Source organism: Mesorhizobium sp. WSM4823 (genome assembly GCF_055811195.1).
Genome location: NZ_JBVVQL010000006.1, coordinates 23,917 through 44,546 on the forward strand (window position 1 = coordinate 23,917; position 20,630 = coordinate 44,546).

Below are 20,630 nucleotides of genomic sequence, written 5' to 3' on the forward strand. Positions count from 1 at the left end.
GTTGTACATGGTTACGATCGGCGGCACCGGACAGATCATTTGAGAGCTAAGCCCTAAAGTTCCGGCGCGGCCTCCGCTTCGAGGCCGAGCGCGTCTGCGGCCGCTATCATGCCGGATCGAAACAGCGTCCGCCGCTTGGTCGCAGCGGATGGCTCATTTCTCGAATAAGAACTTTACAAATATTAGTAAATATGTGAAGTTATGTCCGCCAAAGGGTCATCCATGACTGCCAATCGTTTCGCCACGCGCCTGAATTCCTTTGCCTCGCGGCCACAGGCCGAGTGGCCGGATCTTGTCGGCAAGCCGTCGATGCTGCAGATGGCGGCGCGTGCGGCGAAGGTTGCGGGGCTGACCGACCTCGACTTGAATTTTCCCGACCATGTCGGCGAAAGGCCTGCAGGAATGGCGCGAAAGCTCGGTGAGTTCGGGCTTTCGATCAATGGTTTCGCCATGCGTTATTATTCCAATCCGGCCTTCAAGCTCGGCGCGTTCACCAATCCCGATCCCGCTGTTCGCCGCGAAGCCATCGACCTAACCAAGGCCGGCATCGACGCAGCGCGTCAGGCCGGCGCCAATCTGATGACGCTGTGGCTCGGGCAGGATGGCTTCGACTATGCATTCCAGGCCGATTACGCGACACTGTGGCAACACGAAATCGATGGAATTCGTGAAGTTGCATCGCATGATCCCGATTGCCAGATCAGCCTGGAATACAAGCCCAACGAGCCACGCTCCTATAGCCTGATGCCCGACGCGGCGACGACATTGCTGGCGATCCGCGAGATCGGGCTGCCCAATCTCGGCGTGACGCTCGATTTCGCCCATGTGCTCTATGCCGACGAGCAGCCGGCCTTTGCCGCAGCACTTGTGACGCGCCATAGCAAGCTGCTCGGCGTGCATCTCAACGATGGCTACGCCAAGCGCGACGACGGCCTGATGGTCGGCGCAGTGCACACGCTGCAGACGATCGAGCTGCTCAGGCAGATCCGCCGCGACGGCTACGCCGGCGCCATCTACTTCGACACGTTCCCCGACATGACCGGACTCGATCCGGTCCACGAATGCGAAGTCAACATCGCAACCGTCAAGCGCATGCTGCGCGTCGTCGATCGGCTGGAAAAGGACAACCGCCTGTCCACCGCCATCGACCGTCAGGACGCGGTCGCGTCGCAGGCCATCATCCAGGAAGCCATGCTCGGACCGGACAGCTGAGGCTCCGGCGGCATAGACCGTTTTTCAACAAGGGAGGAAAGACCATGAAATTTCTGCTTGCCACCGCCACCGCTGCCCTGATGGCGCTGTCCATCGGCTCCGCTTTTTCCGCGGACCTCGCGCCGCTCAATTCCGACACCGAGAAGGATCGCATCGACTGGTCGCAGCTCGAGGCCAAGTTCGGTGCGTTTCCCAAGCTACCCGACGGTACCAAGGCCGGCGCTGTCTCCAAGACGCTGACCAACGAATACTGGCGCTCGCTGGGTGAGGGCTACAAGTCGTTCGGCGACCGTGTCGCTGTTCCGGTCGTCTACCAGGCGGCGCAGAGCGAGGGCGACCAGCTCGGCCAGCTCACCATCGCCGAAGGCCTGGTCACACAGGGCTACAACGTGCTGCTCGTCTCGCCGCAGACCGACTCCAATCTGCAGCCGATCATAGAACAGGCCAAGGCCGCCAACGTGCCGGTGGTCAACGTCAATGACGCGGTCATCCCGCAGGCCGAGCACTATGTCGGCAATGTCCAGCGCGACAATGGCGTGCGCGTCGCCAAATGGTTCATCAAGAACCGGCCGGACGGCGGCAAGGTCGCCATCGTCGAAGGCCAGGCCGGCGTCTATGCCGCCGTCCAGCGCACCGACGGCTTCAAAAGCACGATCACCGAAGCTGGCAAATTCGAGGTCGTCGCCAGCGTCCCCGGCAACTGGGATCGCCAGACCTCCTACGACGCGGCCACCAACATCCTGCAGCAGCATCCCGACCTGATCGGCTTCTATGCCAACAATGACGGTATGGCACTGGGCATCGTCGAGGCGGTCAAGGCCGCTGGCTTGCAGGACAAGGTCGCCGTCTTCGGCACCGACGGCATCTCCGACGCTTACGCCTCGATCCGCGCCGGCGAGCTGACCGGCACCGTCGACAGCTTCCCGGTTTTGACCGGCGAGGTGGCGCTGGAATCGGCGCTGCGACTGGTGGCCGGGCAAAAGCTGCCGCGGGTCGTTGCCACGCCGCAGGCGCTGATCACCAAGGACAACGCCGACCGTTATTCCGGTGCCGGCGAGGCCGTGCGCAAGGCGCTGCTCGAGGATGCGGCAGCGGGCAACTAAGGGCACAAGGGCAGGTGCCGGCCAGAGCATTATTGCTCACGGCTGGCACCCTTGCCCGGAGAATAGAACCCATGTCACCCCGGCTGCAATTCGAGGGCATTTCCAAGGTATTTCCGGCTGTGCGGGCACTCTCTGGTGTGTCCTTTTCGGTCGGCGGCGGCGAAATTCATGGCCTGCTCGGTGAGAACGGCGCCGGCAAGTCGACGCTGCTGCGCATCCTGTCGGGGGTCTACAGGCCGACGGCGGGAAGGGTGCTGATCGACGGCAAACCGGTGACGCTGAACAATCCGGTCGCCGCACGCGCCGCGGGCGTCGCCATGATCCATCAGGAATTGCAGCAGGTGCCGCACCTCAGCGTCGCCCAGAACATGTTCCTCGGCCATCCGCTGACGCGCGGCGGCATCTTCGTCGCACGGCGCGAGCAGGAACGCCGCGCTGCGGAAGCCCTTGCGGCCATCGACCTAACGATCGATCCGGCAGCGCCGCTCGGCAGCCTGAAGGTCGCGCAGCGGCAGATCGTCGAGATCGCCCGGGCGCTGCTCGATCGTGCGCGCATCGTGGCGATGGACGAGCCGACATCGAGCCTGACGCCGAAAGAATTCGAGCGCCTGGCCGAAGTCATTGCCGGCCTGGCCCGCGACGGTGTCGCGGTCGTCTATGTCTCGCACAAGCTAAACGAGGTGTTCGGTATCTGCCAACGCGCCACCATCATGCGCGACGGCGTCGTGGTCGGGTCCGTCGATCTTGCGCAGGTGTCGGAAAAGGCCGTCGTTTCGATGATGGTCGGCCGCGAGCTTGCCCAGGAACAGCACCGCTCGCACACCTCCAGCGAGGTCAGGTTGAGCGTTCGCGGCCTCGCCTCGCCGACCAAGGTCCATGACGTCTCGTTCGACCTGCATCGCGGCGAGGTGCTGGGCATTGCCGGCCTGGTCGGCTCGGGCCGCACCGAACTGCTGCGGCTACTGGCCGGCGCCGACCGCGCCTCATCAGGTGCGGTCGAGATCGACGGCAAGGCGGTAAAACTTTCCAGTCCGCGCGATGCCATCGCCGCCGGTATCGGCCTGGTGCCGGAGGAGCGCAAACGCGAAGGCATCGTGCCGCTGCGCTCGATCTCCAGCAATATGGCGCTGGCATCGATGGGCGTGTTCGCGCCGCGCGGCGTCATCGATCACACCAGGCTGAAACGGGTCGCGGCCGAGAAGATGAAGCGGGTCAATCTCAGGCCGTTCCTGCTCGACCAGCCGATCCGGCTGTTCAGCGGCGGCAACCAGCAGAAGGCGATTATCGGGCGCTGGCTGGCGGCGGGAACGCGCATTCTGCTGTTCGACGAGCCGACGCGCGGCATCGATGTCGGTGCCAAGGCGGAGATCTATCACTTGATCGAGGAGCTCGCCGCCGAAGGCCATTCGGTAATCGTCGTGTCGTCCGAGCTTCCCGAGGTGATCCGGCTCGCCGACCGCGTGCTGGTCATGCGCGATGGCACGGTCGCGGCCGAACTCGGCCGGGCTGATCTCAGCGAACAGGCGATCGCGGCACACGCAATACCCCAATCGGAGATTCAGGCCGGCAAGGCGCAAGGCCATCGAGCCGATGCATGACGGACAGGACCAGCGGATGACTGATATAACCGAACACACAGCAGCGCCCCCACGGGCGGATTTCCTGCACCGGTTTTCCGTGCGCGACGCCGGCACGCTGATCGGCCTGGTGGTGATCCTCGCCGTCTTCGGTGCGCTGGTCCCTGGCTTCTTTGCCGAGCGCAACCTGATCAACATCCTTCAGCAATCGAGCATCAACGCCTGCCTGGCGCTGGGCATGACGCTGGTGATCATCTCGGGCGGCATCGATCTGTCCGTCGGGCCGACGGCAGCCCTTTCGGCCGTCATCTCTGCCTCGATGCTGGTCGCCGGCGTGCCGTTTCCGCTGGCCATCGCCGCCGGCTTCGCCATCGGCCTCGTCTGCGGCCTGCTCAACGGCGTGCTGGTCGCCTATGTCGGGCTGCAGCCTTTCATCGTCACGCTGGGAACGCTGAGCACTTACCGGGCGCTGGCGCTGATCTACACCGGCGGCAATCCCGTGCTCGGCCTGCCTGCCGGCTTCCGCGCCATCTTCAACGGCTCGCTGTTTGGATTGCCATTGGCGGTCATCATCGTGGCCGTGGTCGCGCTGATCGCCTGGATCATCCTCAAGAAGACGCCGTTCGGCGAATATCTGCTCGCCGTCGGCGGCAATGAGGAGGCGGCCTACATAGCCGGCGTGCCGATCGCCCGCACCAAGATCGCCGCCTATATGATCTCGGGCCTGCTTGCAGCCCTTGCCGCGCAGATCCTGATCGGCCGGCTGGGTGCTGCCGAGCCCATTCTCGGCAACCTCTGGGAGCTCGATGCGATTGCCGCGGCGGCCATCGGCGGCGCTTCGCTGATGGGTGGCAAGGGCAGCGTGGTCGGCACCATCCTGGGCGCCGTCATCCTCGGCACCATGCGCAACGGCCTGACGCTGATGAATGTCCAGTCCTTCTATCAGCTGCTGGCAACTGGTCTTATAATCCTCGCCGCGATGCTTATCGATCGCGTGACGAGGGGACGTGGATGACCTTGACCAGCCTGGACCTGAAAGCAGTAGGACCGCGGATCCGCATGATGATGCCGCATCTGACGCCGCTCGAGGCCAAGGTGGTGGAAACCGTCTTCGGACGGCGCGGCTTCGACGAGACCATTCCGCTCAAGCAGATCGCCGAAGAGGCTGGCGTGTCGGAGGCGATGGTGGTCAAGATCGCCAAGAAGCTGGGCTTTTCCGGCTATCGCGATTTCCGCACCGCCGTCTACGAATACAGCCGCCTGCCGACCGCCGAAATGCACCAGGAGCTGTCGGTCGACGACAGTTCGGCCGAGATCGTGCAGAAGGTATTCCGCACCTCCATCCAGGCGCTGGAGGAAACGCTCGCCATCCTCGACATGGACGATTTCGACCGCGCCGCCGATCTTCTCTACCGCGCCCAAAACCGGGATTTCTATGGTGTCGGCGGCTCGGCGCAGATCGCGCGCGACGTCTCGCACAAATTCCTGCGCATCGGCATCCGCGCATCCGTCTATGACGATTCGCACATGATGCTGATGTCGGCCTCGCTGCTCGGCGCCGACGACATCGCCGTCGGCTTCTCCCACTCCGGCAACACCAGCGCCGTCATCGACGCGATCCATCTCGCCCGCAAGAGCGGCGCGCGGACGCTGGCGATCACCAACTATGACAACTCACCGCTGGCCGCAGTCGCCGACATCGTGCTGTGCTCGACAGCGCAAGGCTCGCCGCTGATGGGCGAGAACGCGGCGGCGCGCATCGCCCAGCTCAACATTCTCGACGCGCTGTTCGTGGCAGTGGCGCAGCGTGACTACCAGGCGGCAGAGCGCAATCTCGGCCGCACCATGTCGGCGGTGACGTCGAAGCGGCGGGACAGGGGCACATGACGCCGCCGAGACCGCTGGTCACCGTGTTCGGCAGTCTGCATTACGACATCATGGTCGAAGCCCCCGACCGCCCGCGCAAGGGCGAAACCGTGACCGGCCATGGATGGCGGCCGAAGTGCGGCGGCAAGGGCGGCAACCAGGCAGTCTCTGCCGCACGGGCCGGCGTGCGCTCGGCGATGATCGGATCGGTCGGCGACGACGATTTCGGCCGCGCGCTCCTTGACAATCTCGACCGCAACGGCGTCGACCGGCATTTCGTCCGGGTCACGCCTGGCGCCGGCTCGGGCATGAGCGTGGCGATCTTCGACGACGGCGGCGACTATGGCGCCGTGATCGTCTCAGGCAGTAATCTCACCTTTGATGCGAAGGACATCGCAGAGGCGGCAGAAATGATCGCGCACACTTCGGTGCTGCTGCTGCAGAACGAGGTGCCGGAAGCCGCCAACGTTGCTGTAGCGCGGGCGGTGAAGGCGCATGGCGGCCGCGTCGTGCTCAATGCGGCACCCGCCCGGAAACTGTCGGACGAATTGGTCGCGTTGGTTGATGTCGTGATCGTCAACGCTATCGAGACGGAATTTCTGGCCGGCGTTCCGGTCGTCGACACGCTCGGGGGTGCTGCCGAGGCGGCACGCATGCTGGTCGATTTCTACCCGGCCGCGATAGTCACCGCCGGCGGAGAGGGCGTCGCCTATTGCGACCGTGACGGTCAGGCGTTCGCGCTGGCGGCCATTCCGGTGAAGGTCGCCAGCACCCATGGCGCCGGCGACGAGTTCGTTGGCGCGTTCGCGGCAGGCCTTGCCCGCGGGCTTCAGGTCGAGGCTGCCATCGCTGCCGCCAACGCCGCCGCGGCCTTGCTGGTCGCTACGCCGGAACGGGAGCGCGAGGCGATCTGAGGCAAGGGTGCTGAGAGGGGGGCGCGCGCCTTCCGCCTGGCCCCGGCGGCTTCGACATCGCCGGGGAGCTCTTTTACGGTGCTTCGTCGGGCACGCGGCAGATGCGTAACAGCCCTTGGAGAGCCATTTAATTGGAGGACGCGGGGTAGGGGTTCGCGGCCTAGGATTGTTGCCGCCCGGTTAGGTGACGACCGGGTCGGTCATAAACATGGGTATTTTAGTGGAACCTAATTTAAATGACGCGGTTAAGCGTGCATGAGAGAGCATGAAATCCAGACTGTTACTGAATACCGGATAGCGGGCAACCAGCTGGCCGATGATCCGGTGATCGCTCTCGATATTGCGGAACGGATATTACAGGCGGCCGAGAACGACAGGATTGGCTATGTCGTCGTCCGGGCGGCCCACCCCGGAGCTGATCTCATCGAGAAAAGAGAGCCGCAACAGATCAGCGCCACCACAGGCTTTTTCCGCGATTTTGAAGTTCTGCTGCTTGTTCTCTATGCGGCCTATGCCCTCGTCGTGCTGGGCGTCACCGCTTTCGTGGTGCTGGAATTGGGCCCTGTTCTGTAGGCGTGCTCCGGCACCACTCATGCCTATAGAGTTCGACAAAGCCCGCCGCCTTTCGGACGGCGGGCTCCGTTGCCTGGGCGTCAGGGATGCCACGGTAGCGATGTCTCTACCGGTGCTTCCGCAGACCTTTCAATATGCGTCCGGCGCGCGGTCCGGCGCATCGGCCGAACAAATGAACCCGTGCCTCTGGCGAGAGCGCGGGCCAATCTCGCGGCGGCGCAGCAGGCTTCGCCCTTCGACGAAGCGGCGGTAAGGGACGCGATGGCGGCAGTGCGCACTGCCACGACAAACCTTCAGGCGACGATGCAGGATTACCTGCTGACCGCGCTGAAGAACGTCAAGGGCAAGCCGGCCGCCGGCGGCTGATGATATCGGGCGCAGCCGGGCGCTTGCGCGTCCGGCTGCCGATGTGGTCAGTGTTTGCTCTCGCCGGAACTGACTTTGCTGCCACTGATGGCGATGCGCTTGGCCTTCGTCTGCGCGCGCTGGGTCTTCGGCAGCGTCACGCTGAGCACGCCATTGTGGAAGGCAGCGTTCACCTTGTCTTCCTCGACCTCGTAGCCGAGCGGGATGCGGCGCTCGAAGCGGCCATAGAACCGCTCGGAGAACTGCCTGTCCTTATCTTCGGTCTCGGAGCGCTTCTCGCCACGCAGCGTCAGCACGCCGTCATCGAGCATCACCTCGACGTCCTTCTCGTCCATGCCGGGAATTTCGGCGGTCACGCGGATTTCCTTCTCGCCGTCGGAGATTTCAACGCTCGGCCAACTGCCGCGCGCCGACGAAAATCCGCTAAGCGAGGGCATGCGCGTTTCGAAACCGCGGAAGGCGTCGTCGATCAGGCGGTTCATCTCGCGATGCAACGCCATGAACGGGTCCCGGTCATCGTCGCGATAGAGACTGGGCACCGGACTGTTCTCGCGGCCCCAGGGAATGAGATCACGAATAGCCATTGATGTTCTCCTTTCTCGACTGGTTGTGCCAAAGCCGACGCCAGAGATCGCCTTGGCTCAGGCGGCCTGCTTCGGCTTCTCGACCTGCCCGGCCCTCGGCGCGCCGTCTTCTTTGGCGATCGCGATGCGCCGCGGCTTCATCTCTTCGGGCACTTCCCGCACGAGGTCGATCGTCAGCAGGCCGTTGTTGAGCGAGGCGCCGTTGACCGTCATGTGATCGGCAAGCTCGAAACGCCGTGTGAACGGTCGCACCGGCAGGCCGCGATGCAGATATTCCACCGTGTCCTGCTCCTTGCGCTCGCCTGAGACGATTAGAAGGTTCGGCTCGTGACTGATGTCGAGCTCGTCTTCGGAAAAGCCGGCGACGGCGATCTTCACGCGATAGCTGTTCTCGCCGCTTCGCTCGATGTCATAAGGCGGCCAGCTGTCGACCGCCTGAGGCGCGTTTTCCAGCAGGTTGAAGACACGGTCGAAACCAATGCTCGACCGATAGAGCGGGGAAAAGTCGAATGCGGTTCTCATAGCTACATCCTCCATTGAGCAACATAGTACGAGGGACGCCAAAGAGCTTTGGCGCTCCCTGGGTTCTGCCGGCCCCATTCGGCAACCGGCAATTTCGATTTGGTCATTGCCAGCTCGAAATCAAGACCCAGATTCTGTCCCGCTGCCAGAATTTTTTGTTGCCAGATTGTAGCGGGTAAAGCCGGTTTCAACCTTCATTTGTGGGTCGCGCCGGCACGCCGCATGGAGGATATCATGACCATGACACGCGACGACATCATTTCGGTGCTGGGACCGGCGGACGACGCCGTCATCGCCGACATCGCCTCGACCGGCGCGACGATCGAGGAGTTACGCGAGGCCTTTGCGTGGGTCGGTGCCGATGAGGCGCTGGTGAACGAGGGCCGCCCTCTGCCGTCGGCAAGGGTGGCGACGCTGATCGGGCTTCTCGAACCGCCTGATGACGACATATAGCCGGCCGTTGCGTCGGGGCAGGGATTGGGCAGGGAGCTCTTGAAGCGCGCGGGCAGACGAACCATCTCGTCCACCGGCGCCGATCGGACATCGGCCGCCTCCTGCTTATTCGAGCATGTTGCTTGCTCTAAACAGAAAGAAGGAGGAAGTGATGAACGACGTCCCATTTTCCGAGCCGATCACGCTCAAGCTGCAATCCGTCGGAGAGCGCAAGGTCGCCAGCAGCTGGGAAGCCATCGAATGTATGCAGCAATGGCCGGAACGGGCGCGCGGCCGGAGCTGGCGCGCTGCCTATCGCGCCTGCCGCGACGCGCTCGACGGTTGGCGCACCGCCCGCGAAGCCCGTACCGCCTTCGTCAAGGCGGCTCGCACGGCCGGACTGCTTGTCAGGGTGCGTAAATCCACCTGAACGTCCGTTGCGCGTAGCGACGGTGCGGATAACAGCCCTCTCTCAGCCCCACCGATCAATGAAGCGTAATGACGCCGTCCACCGCCCGCCATTCGGAGGGCTGGATCAGACGGTGATGGGCGACGCGCACGGAATGCAGCGGACCTTCGATCTCACGATCCCAATAGTCGAGGAAATCCTTCAGCGTCGGGAAGTCTGGGGCGAGGTCGTATTCCTGCCAGACGTAGAGTTGCAGCAGGCTTGGATGATCGGGCAGATGGTAGTGGATCTCGGCCGTGGTGAGGCCAAAGCCCTGCATCTGAAGCTGAAAATCCCTGCTGGTCATGTGATGCTTTCCTTTCGAATGAAATCTAGGTCCGCAAAAAACGCTACGGCTCCACATAGGTTCCGGCCGGCATGCCGGAAAGGCGCGGATGTGCCAGCAATTACAGGGCGTTGGCACTCTCATCAGGTGAGTGCTAAAATTTTTTCGCGATCCTCTTGAAACCCCAAAACGGCAAAACTAGTTCGTATGCGCGCGATGCCTGAGCAAGGGTCGCGCACCCTGCGCCGGACCGATATTGCCGGTCTGGCCGGGAGGGCCTTCGAAAACCTGTTTGTCCAAGAGGAGAACAACATGACGTTCCGTCCGTTGCATGACCGTATCCTGGTCCGCCGCATCGAGGTCGACGAGAAGACCGCCGGCGGCATCATCATTCCTGACACTGCCAAGGAGAAGCCGCAGGAAGGCGAAGTCATCGCTGCTGGTCCCGGCGCGCGCGACGATAGCGGCCAGTTGCAGCCGCTCGACGTCAAGGTCGGTGATCGTATCCTGTTCGGTAAGTGGTCGGGCACTGAGATCAAGCTCAATGGCGAGGACCTGCTCATCATGAAGGAAAGCGACGTGCTGGGCGTGATCGAAGCTGCTGGCGAATTGAAGAAGGCCGCCTGAGCGGGGCCACAATCAGTCAACGAAAAGCTGCCTATTTGAAGGAGTTATCCAATGGCTGCCAAGGACGTGAAATTCCATACCGAAGCTCGCGAAAAGATGTTGCGCGGCGTTGATATCCTAGCCAACGCGGTGAAGGTGACGCTCGGCCCCAAGGGCCGCAACGTCGTCATCGACAAGTCGTTCGGCGCCCCGCGCATCACCAAGGACGGCGTTACCGTTGCCAAGGAAATCGAGCTGGAGGACAAATTCGAGAATATGGGCGCACAGATGGTGCGCGAAGTGGCTTCGAAGACCAACGATCTCGCCGGCGACGGCACCACGACGGCGACCGTACTTGCCCAGGCGATCGTTAGGGAAGGCGCGAAGGCCGTGGCCTCGGGCATGAACCCGATGGACCTGAAGCGCGGCATCGACAAGGCGGTCGACGCCGTCGTCGCCGAGCTCAAGGCCAATGCCCGCAAGGTGACCAGGAACGATGAGATTGCCCAGGTGGGCACTATCTCAGCCAATGGCGATGCCGAGATCGGCCGTTTCCTGGCCGAGGCGATGGAAAAGGTCGGCAACGAGGGCGTCATAACCGTCGAGGAGGCCAAGACCGCCGAGACCGAGTTGGAAGTGGTCGAGGGCATGCAGTTCGACCGCGGCTATCTCTCGCCTTACTTCATCACCAACCAGGACAAGATGCGGGTCGAGCTCGATGAGCCCTATGTGCTGATCCACGAGAAGAAGCTATCCAACCTGCAGGCGCTGCTTCCCGTGCTGGAGGCGGTTGTCCAGTCCTCCAAGCCGCTGCTGATCATCGCCGAGGATGTCGAAGGCGAGGCGCTGGCGACGCTGGTGGTCAACAAGCTGCGCGGCGGCCTGAAGGTTGCAGCCGTCAAGGCGCCGGGCTTCGGTGATCGCCGCAAGGCGATGCTGGAAGATATCGCCATCCTGACGGGCGGCACAGCAATCAGCGAGGATCTCGGCATCAAGCTCGAAAACGTCACTCTGGAGATGCTCGGCCGCGCCAAGAAGGTGGTGATCGAGAAAGAGAATACCACGATCGTTGACGGTGCCGGGCGCAAGGACGAGATCCAGGGGCGGATCACCCAGATCAAGGCGCAGATCGAGGAGACCACCTCCGATTATGACCGCGAAAAGCTGCAGGAGCGGTTGGCCAAGCTCGCCGGCGGCGTGGCCGTCATCCGGGTCGGCGGCTCGACCGAGGTGGAAGTCAAGGAGCGCAAGGACCGCGTCGATGATGCCATGCACGCCACCCGCGCCGCGGTCGAGGAAGGCATACTGCCGGGCGGTGGCGTAGCGTTGCTCAGGGCGGCGAAGGCGCTCGATAACGTCCCCGTCGACAATCCCGACCAGAAGACCGGCGTCGAGATCGTGCGTCGTGCAATCGAGCAGCCGGTGCGCCAGATCGCCGAGAATGCCGGTGCGGAAGGCTCGATCATCGTTGGCAAATTGCGCGAGAAAACCGAATTTGGCTATGGCTGGAACGCTCAGACCAACGAGTTCGGCGACCTCTACGGCCAGGGCGTCATCGACCCGGCCAAGGTGGTGCGCGCCGCTCTGCAGGACGCCGCGTCGGTAGCCGGCCTGCTGGTGACCACCGAGGCGATGGTGGCTGAGAAGCCGAAGAAGGAAGCGGCTGCTCCGGCGATGCCCGCCGGCGCCGGCATGGATTTCTGACGCCGGGCTTCTGAGGACAATGGCCGTGTCCGACGAGGGCGGGCACGGCCGTGCCCGGACTATATGCAGGTGTTGCCATGGACATGATGAACAGTTTTGGAAACATCGCCGCGCCGACTCTTCCCAGGACCGATTTCAACTATGAAACGGAGTGCAAGACGGCGCTGGCGCCGCTTGTCGACGGATTGCTGGATGCGGTCGCGTCGGCCGGCTGGGACCGTCGCAAGGCGGCCTATACGCTGATGTTCCTGTCGGCTCAACGATTGGGAGCCGGCAAGGAGGAGCGCAAATGATTGCTGCGCGGATGCGTGAGTGTCTGCGCCTGCTGAGGTGGTCGGAAGCCGATTTCGCCGAAGAGGCGGGCTATCCGGTCGCCAACGTAAAGGCCTGGCTCTACGGGCGTGAACATCCGCCTCTTGTCGTAATGGCCTGGCTGGAGACGCTGGCCAAGGTGCACCGGCTGCTGCCACGGCCGAGCATGCCGCCGCGGCCTGCAGTGTTGCATTCGCTGATCGGCGCTGTCATCCCGCAGGCCGCTCTTGAGGATCGCAGCGGCCGGCCAGTTGAGCCGGGAAAGGCGCCAGTTGAGCTTCCAAAGGAGAGTGTGATGGATCGTTCTTCTTTTGAAAAGCCGGTCACCATCCTTACCGGCCTCGGCATACCGACCAAGATAGAAAGCGCGGCTGAAGCCTATGCGCTGCTTGTCGACTGGCCGTCGGCGAGCCGGACGGCCGCGCATGATATCGCGGCAAAGGCCTGCCGGGCCGCAATGGACGGAGAGATCGACGCCGAGACGGCGCGGGCGACCTTCGTGGCGTTCGCCCGCCGCAACGATCTTCTCGCGCCGCAGACGAGCTCTACGGTTGCGGGCGGGACGGTCGTCGATTGGGCGACGCGTTCGCAGCGCGTCAACGCACCGGCGTGAGTGGAAGACGAGGCGCGCCGAGCGCGGAACCATGCGGCCTGACCTAAGCCCGTGGCAGCGGCCTGCGCATGATGAATGACGCATGGCCTTCCACGCCGTGGGACGCGGGCCTGCGCTCGACCACTTCGAACCCGTGCTTGCGATAGAAGGCCAGTGCCCGGTCGTTTCCCTCGATCACTTCCAGGGCGATGCTGGGGATGCCCGAATGGGCGGCAAAGACAGCGTGCAGCATATCGGCGGCCAGCCCTGTGCCGAACTCGCTGTTGTCGATGTGGAGCCGGTCGAGCATGACATCGCCGTTTTCATCCATCTCGGCCATCGCGTAGCCGGCGATCGAGCCGTCCGGCCGTTCCGCAACGAATGACATCTTGTTGTCGTCGGCCAGTTCCGCCGCGATCTTCTGCGGCGTGTGACAGTCGTCCGAGATGCGTGCCGTGGTCTCGGCCCCCATGATTGGCGAGTAGGTCCGGCGCCAGGACTGTCCAAGGAGCCGTGACACCGACGGCACGTCCTGTTCGGTCATGGCCCTGATTTTAGTCATCGCTACCTCCGGCAGTTTATTGCATCGCAGCCTTCGCTCCTCGGATCATCGCCTCACCCGCGATTTCAGCCAGCGGTCGAAGGCCACCGCGAGAATGAGAATCAGGCCGATGACGATGCTTTGCGTGTAGGACGAGACGTTGTTGAACTGCAGCCCGTTCTGCAGCACGCCGATCAGTGCCGCACCGACCACCGTGCCGCCGACCGAGCCGATGCCACCGAACAGCGAGGTGCCGCCGATGACGACGGCCGAGATCACCGTCAGTTCGTAGCCGATGCCGGCGACGGCTTCCGAGGAGTTGAGCCTCGCCGACAGCACGAAGGCGGCAAGGCCGGCGAAGAAGCCGACGATGACATAGACCGAGATCAGGATGCGATCGACGCGCAGGCCGGACAGCCTTGCTGCTTCGGCATTGCCGCCGACGGCGTAGACGGCGCGGCCGTAGCGCGTGTAGCGCAGCACGATGTGGCACAGGATCGCGGCAATCGCGAAGATGATCGCCGGCACCGGCACCGGGCCGATCAGGCCGGTGCCGAACCAGCGCATCGAGGCATCGAAGCCGGAGATCGGGCCGCCGTTGGAGATCGTCAACGTCAGGCCGCGAAACACGGTGAGACCGCCGAGCGTGACGACGAAGGGCGGCACTTTCAGCCTGGTGATGGCAAAGCCCTGGACGCCGCCGGCCAAGGCGCCGACGACGACGGCGGCCAGAAGCGCGGCGAACCAGCCATAACCTTGCGTCCCCGACGTCGACAGCGACAGCGTGTTGGCGGTGCCGCCCTTGGCCACCACCGCCGCGACCATGCCGCAGAAGGCCAGCAGCGAGCCGACCGACAGGTCGATGCCGGCGGTGAGAATGACGAAGGTCATGCCGAGCGCGATCAGCCCGGTGATCGAGATCTGCCGCATGATGTTGAAGATGTTGATGGGATCGATGAAGCTCGGCTTCAGGACGGTGAAGACGACGATCAGCAGCGCCAGGAACATCAGCGGGCCAAAGCTCATCAGCAGGCGCGCGACATTGATGCCGCCGCGCTGGCTCGGTTCGGTGGTGCTGGTCATTGCATTGCTTCCTGATTCTGGGCTTCCTGCATTTGGTCGAGCGCCATCAGTTCCATCAGTTTTTCCTCTGTCGCCTCGATGCCGGGCATCTCGCCGGTGATGCGTCCGCGCCGCATGGTGACGATCCTGTCCGACACTGCCAACACTTCGGGCAATTCGGAGGAGATCATCATGATGGCGATGCCGCGCGCCGCTAGCTGCACCAGGATCTGGTGCACCTCGGCCTTGGCGCCGACATCGACGCCGCGCGTCGGTTCGTCCACGATCAGCACCTTGGGATCGCGCGCCAGCCAGCGGGCAAGGATGACCTTCTGCTGGTTGCCGCCGGACAGTCCCTCTATCGGCTGCTCGGGCGAGGCCATGCGGATCGACAGCGTCTTCCTGTAGCTTGCCAGCGCTTCGCGCTCGCGGCGCTCGGTCATGAAGCCTGCGGCGTTGGAGTAGCGGCCGAGTGCCGCGATCGAAAAATTGGTCAGGATCCCAAGCGCGGCAAAGATCGCCTGATGCTTGCGGTCTTCCGGCACCAGGCCGATGCCGAGCGCGATGGCGTCGGCGGGCGATGCTGGCGCGATCGTCTTGCCGTCCAGCATGATGGTGCCGGCGGCGATGCGGTCGGCGCCGAAGATAGCGCGGGCGAGCTCAGTGCGGCCGGAGCCGACGAGGCCGGCGACACCGAGGATCTCGCCTGCCTTGAGATCGAGGTCGACGCCTTCGAGCACGATGGCGTGCGGCGCCTGCGGATCGCGCACCGTGCGCAGGCCGCGCACGGAAAGCCTGACGTCGCCGGCAACGTCGCGCTGCGTCGGCCTGGCATAAAGCTCGGAGGCGGCGCGACCGACCATCTTCTCGATGATTTTCGGCAGCTTGATCGGCCCGCCCTCGCGATCGAGATGGCCGGCCAGCCTGCCGTCGCGCAGCACCGTCATGCGGTCGCAGATGGCGGAGGCCTCTTCCAGCCGGTGGGTGACGAACATGATGGCGACGCCATCCTTGCGCAGCCGGTCCATGATCGACATCAGCTTCTGCACTTCGGTTTCGGTCAACGCCGAGGTCGGCTCGTCCATGATGATAAGACGGCTTTTCAGCGATAGCGCGCGGGCGATCTCGACCAACTGCTGCTCGGCGACAGACAGTGCCGACACCGGCGTCGCCGGATCGAGGTCCAGACCGACGCGGGCGATGATGCCGCGGGAGTCGTCCTCCATCTTGCGCCAACTGACCAGGCCGAGCGGACCAAGCGGCGCGCGGCCGATGAAGATGTTTTCCGCCACGATCAGCGTCGGGATCAGGCTCAGTTCCTGGTAGATGGTGACGATGCCGAGGCGCTTGGCATCCTGCGGGTTGTGCGGATTGAATTCGACGCCGTCGAAAACGATGCGGCCGCTGCTAGGCGGCATCACGCCGGACAGGATCTTCAGCAGCGTCGACTTGCCGGCGCCGTTCTCGCCGAGCAGGCCGAGGATTTCGCCGGGCCGGACCTCGAGCGAGACGTCGCTGAGTGCGGTCACGCCGGCAAAGCGCTTGGTCACGCCCTCGACGGCGAGGAGGGCGGGGCTCTGTGATTGCTTCAAGGCTTCGGCTGGCAAAAGATGCTCCTCGATGCAGTTGTTCAGGCCGAGCTTGAACACCCCCCTCTGTCCTGCCGGACATCTCCCCCGCAAGGGGGGAGATTGGGCGTCACTTCGGCTTTCGCCAATCTCCGGCGTCCGGAAGAAGGCGCCCCGCCGAAACTGCCGATCTCCCCCCTTGCGGGGGAGATGGCCGGCAGGCCAGAGGGGGGTACTGTCCCGCCGGCCTTACCAATTAGCCTACTTCGTCTCGCCGAGCCTTTCAGCCTTGTCGAGATTGTCCTTGCCGATGACGATCGGCGTTAAAAGCACCAGCTTTTCCTTTGGCTCGGTCTTGTCCTTGGCGTAAGCGACGGCGATCTGCACCGCGGTGCGCGACTGCTCGCCGGGGAACTGTTCGACCGTGCCGGCCAGCTTGCCGTCGCGCACGGCGACCAGCGCTTCGGGAAGCGCATCGAAGCCGTAGATCTTGACGTCGGTGAAGTTGCGCGCCGCGCAGGCTTCAACCGCGCCGAGCGCCATGTCGTCATTGGCGCAGATGATCGCGTCGGGCTTGCCGTTGGCGGCAAGGCCGGCCTCGGTGACGGAGAGCGCCTCGGCGCGGGCGAAGTTGGCGGTCTGCTCGAAGACGATCTGGTATTTGTCCTTCAGCGGATCGAGAACGTTATGCACGCCCTTGTTGCGGTCGATCGCCGGACCGGCGCCGGGCTGGCCCTGGAGATGGAAGATCTTGGCGCCGTTCGGGAACGCCGCCACCATGGCCTGTGCCTCGGCCTCGCCGCCCTTGACATTGTCGGCGCCGACATGGGCCAGGATGCCTTCGACGCCGTCGACGCGGCGGTCGATGGTGACGACGGGAATGCCGGCCTGCACCGCCTGCTCGATGGCCGGGGCGAGCGCATTGACGTCGAGCGGCGAGATGACGATGGCGTTGACCTTCTGCACGAGCGCCGCCTCGATATCGGCGGTCTGTTTGGGCGCCGAATTCTGGCCATCGCTCTCGGTCAGGTTGACGCCTTGCGCCTGCGCCTCCGCCTTGATCTGGTTCAGCATGTGAACGAAGAACGGAAAGCCCAGGCTCGGCACCGAACCCAGGATGGTCAGCTTGTCCTGGGCGAATGCCGGTTGCGGAGCGGCCAGCGCCAATGTGCCTATCGCCACGGACGACAGCAGGAATTCACGTCTGTTCATCAATTTAGTCTCCTCCACCATGAGCGCACGACCCCGAAAACCGGAATGGGTCTCCGGCAGGTTCATGCGTCGATCTAAAAATGGAGTGTCTTTGAGCGCCCAAGGGGACGCAACGGCGCTCCAGCCGGTCCACCGCGACGTTCTCCTCCGCTCGGTGCCTGCGGGCGGATGCTAGCCAAGGCCGGAGGTTTGCGCAAGAACGGGAAACTGAATGGAGCCGCGTCCGAAGGGCGACGGCACAATCGGCCAGATGCGGTGTTTTGGGTTCACCATTTGTAGTATCCTGCGTCGGCAGCCAGTTGAATTCATCTCTCCGTCCGGTGGCAGGAAATTTGCCGTGAACCGCATCGCGACGCCTTCGCCAGCTCTCTCCGACCGCGAGCGCGCGGTCGCGGAGAAATTTGCCGCCGGCCTGACCTATCGCGAGATCGGCGAGGCGTTGTTCATCGCTCCCTCGACCGTGCGCACCCATCTTGCCTCGATCTACGATAAGCTTGGCGTTCGCAACAAGGTCGCCCTCGCAGCGCATTTTGCCGGTGCCTCCGGCACCCGGCCAGAGGGGCAGCCACCCCTTTCGGACGCTCCGCCGGTGCTCGCCATGTTTCCGATCGAATGCTTGAATTCGGAAGAGCGTTGGCGCCGCTTCGCCGACGGCCTGTCGTCGGACATCACCATAGATCTGGCGCGATATGCAGATTTGCCTGTCATCGCCTTCCACACGATGAAATCACTGGGCAGCAAGCCAGCCGATTTCGCGGCGGACGGCAAGGCGATTGGCGCTACCTACATTGTTTCGGGCCAGTTGCGCGCCGACGATCAGAGGGTTCGCCTGACGATCGAGCTTGCCGACGCAGGCAATGGCGTCAGTCTTTGGAACGAGCGCTACGACCGCCCGGTCGAGGATATTTTTGCGCTGCAGGACAGCCTGACCGAGAACGTCATCAATGTGCTGGCCGGCAGTTTCGGCACACTCGGTACCGTCGGCCGCAATGCGGTTCGCCGCAAGCCGCCAGCCAGCCTGCGGGCCTACGACTTTTATCTGCTTGGCGTCGAACAGCACAACATGTTCAGCCGCGCCGGAAATGCGGGGGCAATCCGCCTGCTTTCACGAGCGCTGGAGCTTGACCCAACTCTGGTAAGGGCCTGGACCGAGCTTGCCTATGCCTATTCCATCGAGGCCTGCAACGGCTTTGGCGACGACGTGCCGGGCTCAATCGAGAACTGGCGGGCGGCGGTCGAAAACGCCTTGCGCCTCGACCCGACGGACAGCGCCGCCCACACCTGCCTTGGTGATCTCAAGGGATGTCTCGGCGACTTTGAGGGGGCAGAGCGCGCGTATCAGCGTGGCTTCGAATACGGCTCCAATCATGCCGACACACTGGCGTTGCTGGCCGGCAGCAGGGCCCTTGTCGCCGGCGATCCGGCCGAGGCGATCCCGCTCATCGAGCGCGCCATGCGCCTCAATCCGCTGGCCCCGCCTTGGTATTTCGGCATGCAAGGCCGCATCCTGTTCGTCGCCGGCAGGCATCGTGAAGCCATCGCAGCGCTCCGCCGGAGTTCGCCGGATTCTCCGAACGTGCTGATGTTTTTGGCGTTGGCGCAAGCAGCCGTGAGCGAGACCGGCGAGGCGGCCAGGATTGCAGCCCGCCTGAAAGCAGAATTCCCGGACTTTTCGGTCGAACGCTTCATCGCAGCCTATCCCGTGACAAACCCGCATGCCGTGCAAGCCATACGCGACGCCGCAAAGCTGGCAAGGCTAGGTTGAGGCCTTGCCGAGGAGGCCGCGACCAGGCATTGCCCCGATAATCTCTCAGTCTGCCATCGCCGGCTTGCTGATTTCGGATTTGTCGGTCGTCATCGACAGCAAGGTGATTGATCCAAATACAAATGCAGCACCGACTGCTCCGACCGGCGACAGCCGCTCGCCCAGAAATATTGCCGCGCCAATCGCTCCGAACACGCTCTCCGCGCTGACGATCACCGCGGCATGGCTGGCAGACGTGAAGCGTTGGGCAATCGTCTGGATGCCGAAGGCGGCACCGGTCGAGAAGATGCCGAGCACGGCGAGTTCCGGGCCAGCATCGCTGATGGCAGCCAGCGATAAATTGCCCTGAATGGCGCCGAGCGGCAGAGTGAGCACGGCGGCGCCGAGGAATTGCGCGGCAGCCGTCGCGACCGGCGCGCCGTGGGTCTGCATGTGGCGGCCAAGCTCGACCATCCAAAGCGCATAGCACACGGCAGAAAGTATCGCAGCGAGATCGCCCTGACTGAAGCTGGCGGTCAAGCCCCCGGACAGCAGCAGGACACCGACCAATGTCATGGCAGCCGCAAGCCCGCCGACAGCAGTCGGACGCTCGCCAATCAGGAACCAGGCCGCGAGCGGTGTCATCACCGTTGCCGTGCTCACCAGGAAGCTGGCATTGGTAACCGACGTGTCGAGATAGGAGACCTGCTGGATGATGATGGAAATCGAAAACAGAGCGCTGACTTTGGTGAGGCTCATCCGATAGCCGGGCCCGAATTTCCTTCCCCATTCGAGCATCGTCAGCGGCGCGATCATGAGCCCCGCGATCAGACAGCGCATGCCCACGGCGCTGAGCGGATCGAGATGGTCCAGCACGGTCTTCTGCGCAACGTTACCGAAGCCCCAAAAGGCAGCAGCAAGCAGAAGCAGACAGTTGGCCTGCACCCTCGACATATCAATGTCTCGACAAAGCTTCTGCCGCAAAGGGCGGATCGCTGGTTGCTAGCGGGCAGCCAGCTTGTCCAACCGTTTGCAATACAGGCGGACGCCGACGGGCACGATCTCATAGCCGGCGTGGTTCAACTGGACCTTCATCTCCTCGAAATGCCGCTTTGAACCGCTGACGATCGATTCAGGCGTGTAGTCCCAGCCGTTGCGGGCGGCATTGGCTAGAATGTCGGCATAGAGGCGCATGCTCGTGATTTTCACATCCGATTCCAGCACCTGCCTGCATCCTCTTGCGAACGACGGCGACTGGGCGGCTGAAAGACTCAAGATCGTGCATGCCAGCACTATGGAAACAGGACGCATGGAAACCTCCCCTGATTGCAGCTTGTTGCTGCAAGCGATCTTGCAACGCGTGCGCCTGCGGCGGGATCGGGCAGATGCAGTATTCGGCCTCCCGC

24 protein-coding genes are annotated in these 20,630 nt (G+C 63.6%); 15 read left to right on the forward strand and 9 right to left on the reverse strand.

Annotation, left to right across the window (positions count from 1 at the left end; genetic code table 11):
* Positions 1 to 222: 222 nt before the first annotated feature.
* The 8 genes from AC0L26_RS17000 to AC0L26_RS17035 all read left to right on the forward strand — a co-directional run bounded on the left by AC0L26_RS17000 (position 223) and on the right by AC0L26_RS17035 (position 7,611).
* Positions 223 to 1,212 carry a TIM barrel protein gene (locus AC0L26_RS17000; protein WP_473633582.1) on the forward strand — a complete coding sequence of 330 codons (990 nt, stop codon included), beginning with the start codon at positions 223 to 225 and terminating at the stop codon, positions 1,210 to 1,212.
* Between the two features lie 44 nt (positions 1,213 to 1,256).
* A complete protein-coding gene (locus AC0L26_RS17005) occupies positions 1,257 to 2,315 on the forward strand; it encodes a sugar ABC transporter substrate-binding protein (RefSeq protein WP_352937572.1) in 1,059 nt (352 codons plus the stop codon).
* A gap of 71 nt (positions 2,316 to 2,386) precedes the next feature.
* Positions 2,387 to 3,913: a sugar ABC transporter ATP-binding protein gene (locus AC0L26_RS17010; protein ID WP_473633583.1), complete on the forward strand. Its 1,527-nt coding sequence runs from the start codon at positions 2,387 to 2,389 to the stop codon at positions 3,911 to 3,913.
* 16 nt (positions 3,914 to 3,929) lie between these two features.
* On the forward strand, positions 3,930 to 4,907 hold the full coding sequence (locus tag AC0L26_RS17015; protein ID WP_352937576.1) for an ABC transporter permease: 978 nt from the start codon (positions 3,930 to 3,932) through the stop codon (positions 4,905 to 4,907).
* Entirely contained in the window at positions 4,904 to 5,779 is an 876-nt protein-coding gene (locus AC0L26_RS17020; protein ID WP_354487837.1) for a MurR/RpiR family transcriptional regulator, read from the forward strand. The genes AC0L26_RS17015 and AC0L26_RS17020 overlap by 4 nt, the downstream gene beginning before the upstream one ends.
* Entirely contained in the window at positions 5,776 to 6,672 is an 897-nt protein-coding gene (locus AC0L26_RS17025; RefSeq protein WP_473633584.1) for a ribokinase, read from the forward strand. The genes AC0L26_RS17020 and AC0L26_RS17025 overlap by 4 nt, the downstream gene beginning before the upstream one ends.
* A gap of 255 nt (positions 6,673 to 6,927) precedes the next feature.
* Positions 6,928 to 7,245: a hypothetical protein gene (locus AC0L26_RS17030; protein ID WP_473633585.1), complete on the forward strand. Its 318-nt coding sequence runs from the start codon at positions 6,928 to 6,930 to the stop codon at positions 7,243 to 7,245.
* A gap of 180 nt (positions 7,246 to 7,425) precedes the next feature.
* Entirely contained in the window at positions 7,426 to 7,611 is a 186-nt protein-coding gene (locus AC0L26_RS17035; RefSeq protein ID WP_473633586.1) for a periplasmic heavy metal sensor, read from the forward strand.
* Between the two features lie 47 nt (positions 7,612 to 7,658).
* Here AC0L26_RS17035 and AC0L26_RS17040 read toward each other — a convergent pair whose 3' ends face one another.
* Both AC0L26_RS17040 and AC0L26_RS17045 read right to left on the reverse strand, forming a co-directional pair.
* A complete protein-coding gene (locus AC0L26_RS17040) occupies positions 7,659 to 8,195 on the reverse strand; it encodes an Hsp20/alpha crystallin family protein (RefSeq protein ID WP_354487845.1) in 537 nt (178 codons plus the stop codon).
* Between the two features lie 57 nt (positions 8,196 to 8,252).
* Entirely contained in the window at positions 8,253 to 8,717 is a 465-nt protein-coding gene (locus tag AC0L26_RS17045) for an Hsp20 family protein (RefSeq protein WP_473633587.1), read from the reverse strand.
* A 234-nt stretch (positions 8,718 to 8,951) separates the two neighbouring features.
* Between AC0L26_RS17045 and AC0L26_RS17050 the strand changes: the two genes are divergently transcribed.
* Together AC0L26_RS17050 and AC0L26_RS17055 are read left to right on the forward strand one after the other, a co-directional pair.
* On the forward strand, positions 8,952 to 9,170 hold the full coding sequence (locus tag AC0L26_RS17050) for a hypothetical protein (protein ID WP_473633588.1): 219 nt from the start codon (positions 8,952 to 8,954) through the stop codon (positions 9,168 to 9,170).
* 151 nt (positions 9,171 to 9,321) lie between these two features.
* Entirely contained in the window at positions 9,322 to 9,579 is a 258-nt protein-coding gene (locus tag AC0L26_RS17055) for a DUF982 domain-containing protein (RefSeq protein ID WP_473633589.1), read from the forward strand.
* Between the two features lie 55 nt (positions 9,580 to 9,634).
* Here AC0L26_RS17055 and AC0L26_RS17060 read toward each other — a convergent pair whose 3' ends face one another.
* Positions 9,635 to 9,904 (reverse strand): usg protein, encoded by a 270-nt coding sequence (locus tag AC0L26_RS17060; protein ID WP_354487851.1) that lies wholly within the window; start codon positions 9,902 to 9,904, stop codon positions 9,635 to 9,637.
* A gap of 291 nt (positions 9,905 to 10,195) precedes the next feature.
* Between AC0L26_RS17060 and AC0L26_RS17065 the strand changes: the two genes are divergently transcribed.
* From AC0L26_RS17065 to AC0L26_RS17080, 4 genes are all read left to right on the forward strand, one after another.
* Positions 10,196 to 10,510, forward strand: a complete 315-nt coding sequence (locus tag AC0L26_RS17065) for a co-chaperone GroES (RefSeq protein ID WP_354487853.1) — start codon at positions 10,196 to 10,198, stop codon at positions 10,508 to 10,510.
* Positions 10,511 to 10,561: 51 nt separating this feature from the next.
* Positions 10,562 to 12,193, forward strand: coding sequence for a chaperonin GroEL (groL, locus tag AC0L26_RS17070; RefSeq protein ID WP_473633590.1), 1,632 nt, complete (start codon positions 10,562 to 10,564; stop codon positions 12,191 to 12,193).
* 77 nt (positions 12,194 to 12,270) lie between these two features.
* Complete coding sequence (locus tag AC0L26_RS17075) at positions 12,271 to 12,486, forward strand: hypothetical protein (RefSeq protein ID WP_473633591.1); 216 nt, start codon at positions 12,271 to 12,273, stop codon at positions 12,484 to 12,486.
* A complete protein-coding gene (locus tag AC0L26_RS17080) occupies positions 12,483 to 13,118 on the forward strand; it encodes a DUF982 domain-containing protein (protein WP_473633592.1) in 636 nt (211 codons plus the stop codon). Before AC0L26_RS17075 ends, AC0L26_RS17080 begins: the two co-directional genes overlap by 4 nt.
* Before the next feature lie 43 nt (positions 13,119 to 13,161).
* Here AC0L26_RS17080 and AC0L26_RS17085 read toward each other — a convergent pair whose 3' ends face one another.
* The 4 genes from AC0L26_RS17085 to AC0L26_RS17100 all read right to left on the reverse strand — a co-directional run bounded on the left by AC0L26_RS17085 (position 13,162) and on the right by AC0L26_RS17100 (position 17,480).
* A complete protein-coding gene (locus tag AC0L26_RS17085; protein ID WP_473633593.1) occupies positions 13,162 to 13,659 on the reverse strand; it encodes a GNAT family N-acetyltransferase in 498 nt (165 codons plus the stop codon).
* Positions 13,660 to 13,704: 45 nt separating this feature from the next.
* Positions 13,705 to 14,721 carry an ABC transporter permease gene (locus tag AC0L26_RS17090; RefSeq protein ID WP_473633594.1) on the reverse strand — a complete coding sequence of 339 codons (1,017 nt, stop codon included), beginning with the start codon at positions 14,719 to 14,721 and terminating at the stop codon, positions 13,705 to 13,707.
* A complete protein-coding gene (locus AC0L26_RS17095; RefSeq protein WP_473633854.1) occupies positions 14,718 to 16,307 on the reverse strand; it encodes a sugar ABC transporter ATP-binding protein in 1,590 nt (529 codons plus the stop codon). The genes AC0L26_RS17090 and AC0L26_RS17095 overlap by 4 nt, the downstream gene beginning before the upstream one ends.
* A 222-nt stretch (positions 16,308 to 16,529) precedes the next feature.
* Positions 16,530 to 17,480: a substrate-binding domain-containing protein gene (locus tag AC0L26_RS17100; protein WP_473633595.1), complete on the reverse strand. Its 951-nt coding sequence runs from the start codon at positions 17,478 to 17,480 to the stop codon at positions 16,530 to 16,532.
* A 337-nt stretch (positions 17,481 to 17,817) separates the two neighbouring features.
* On the opposite strand from AC0L26_RS17100, the gene AC0L26_RS17105 reads away from it, so the two are divergent.
* A complete protein-coding gene (locus AC0L26_RS17105) occupies positions 17,818 to 19,245 on the forward strand; it encodes a LuxR C-terminal-related transcriptional regulator (protein WP_473633596.1) in 1,428 nt (475 codons plus the stop codon).
* A gap of 45 nt (positions 19,246 to 19,290) precedes the next feature.
* On the opposite strand, the gene AC0L26_RS17110 is transcribed toward AC0L26_RS17105, so the two are convergent.
* Together AC0L26_RS17110 and AC0L26_RS17115 are read right to left on the reverse strand one after the other, a co-directional pair.
* Positions 19,291 to 20,178, reverse strand: a complete 888-nt coding sequence (locus AC0L26_RS17110) for a DMT family transporter (protein ID WP_473633597.1) — start codon at positions 20,176 to 20,178, stop codon at positions 19,291 to 19,293.
* Between the two features lie 48 nt (positions 20,179 to 20,226).
* Complete coding sequence (locus tag AC0L26_RS17115) at positions 20,227 to 20,535, reverse strand: hypothetical protein (protein ID WP_473633598.1); 309 nt, start codon at positions 20,533 to 20,535, stop codon at positions 20,227 to 20,229.
* Positions 20,536 to 20,630: the final 95 nt, after the last annotated feature.

Bases quoted from the DNA above. Each gene is read 5' to 3' on its own strand.
- AC0L26_RS17000 (WP_473633582.1), top strand. From the start codon at position 223: ATGACTGCCAATCGTTTCGCCACGCGCCTGAATTCCTTTGCCTCGCGG.
- AC0L26_RS17005 (WP_352937572.1), top strand. From the start codon at position 1,257: ATGAAATTTCTGCTTGCCACCGCCACCGCTGCCCTGATGGCGCTGTCC.
- AC0L26_RS17010 (WP_473633583.1), top strand. From the start codon at position 2,387: ATGTCACCCCGGCTGCAATTCGAGGGCATTTCCAAGGTATTTCCGGCT.
- AC0L26_RS17015 (WP_352937576.1), top strand. From the start codon at position 3,930: ATGACTGATATAACCGAACACACAGCAGCGCCCCCACGGGCGGATTTC.
- AC0L26_RS17020 (WP_354487837.1), top strand. From the start codon at position 4,904: ATGACCTTGACCAGCCTGGACCTGAAAGCAGTAGGACCGCGGATCCGC.
- AC0L26_RS17025 (WP_473633584.1), top strand. From the start codon at position 5,776: ATGACGCCGCCGAGACCGCTGGTCACCGTGTTCGGCAGTCTGCATTAC.
- AC0L26_RS17030 (WP_473633585.1), top strand. From the start codon at position 6,928: ATGAGAGAGCATGAAATCCAGACTGTTACTGAATACCGGATAGCGGGC.
- AC0L26_RS17040 (WP_354487845.1), bottom strand. From the start codon at position 8,195: ATGGCTATTCGTGATCTCATTCCCTGGGGCCGCGAGAACAGTCCGGTG.
- AC0L26_RS17045 (WP_473633587.1), bottom strand. From the start codon at position 8,717: ATGAGAACCGCATTCGACTTTTCCCCGCTCTATCGGTCGAGCATTGGT.
- AC0L26_RS17050 (WP_473633588.1), top strand. From the start codon at position 8,952: ATGACCATGACACGCGACGACATCATTTCGGTGCTGGGACCGGCGGAC.
- AC0L26_RS17055 (WP_473633589.1), top strand. From the start codon at position 9,322: ATGAACGACGTCCCATTTTCCGAGCCGATCACGCTCAAGCTGCAATCC.
- AC0L26_RS17060 (WP_354487851.1), bottom strand. From the start codon at position 9,904: ATGACCAGCAGGGATTTTCAGCTTCAGATGCAGGGCTTTGGCCTCACC.
- AC0L26_RS17065 (WP_354487853.1), top strand. From the start codon at position 10,196: ATGACGTTCCGTCCGTTGCATGACCGTATCCTGGTCCGCCGCATCGAG.
- groL (WP_473633590.1), top strand. From the start codon at position 10,562: ATGGCTGCCAAGGACGTGAAATTCCATACCGAAGCTCGCGAAAAGATG.
- AC0L26_RS17075 (WP_473633591.1), top strand. From the start codon at position 12,271: ATGGACATGATGAACAGTTTTGGAAACATCGCCGCGCCGACTCTTCCC.
- AC0L26_RS17080 (WP_473633592.1), top strand. From the start codon at position 12,483: ATGATTGCTGCGCGGATGCGTGAGTGTCTGCGCCTGCTGAGGTGGTCG.
- AC0L26_RS17085 (WP_473633593.1), bottom strand. From the start codon at position 13,659: ATGACTAAAATCAGGGCCATGACCGAACAGGACGTGCCGTCGGTGTCA.
- AC0L26_RS17090 (WP_473633594.1), bottom strand. From the start codon at position 14,721: ATGACCAGCACCACCGAACCGAGCCAGCGCGGCGGCATCAATGTCGCG.
- AC0L26_RS17100 (WP_473633595.1), bottom strand. From the start codon at position 17,480: ATGAACAGACGTGAATTCCTGCTGTCGTCCGTGGCGATAGGCACATTG.
- AC0L26_RS17110 (WP_473633597.1), bottom strand. From the start codon at position 20,178: ATGTCGAGGGTGCAGGCCAACTGTCTGCTTCTGCTTGCTGCTGCCTTT.
- AC0L26_RS17115 (WP_473633598.1), bottom strand. From the start codon at position 20,535: ATGCGTCCTGTTTCCATAGTGCTGGCATGCACGATCTTGAGTCTTTCA.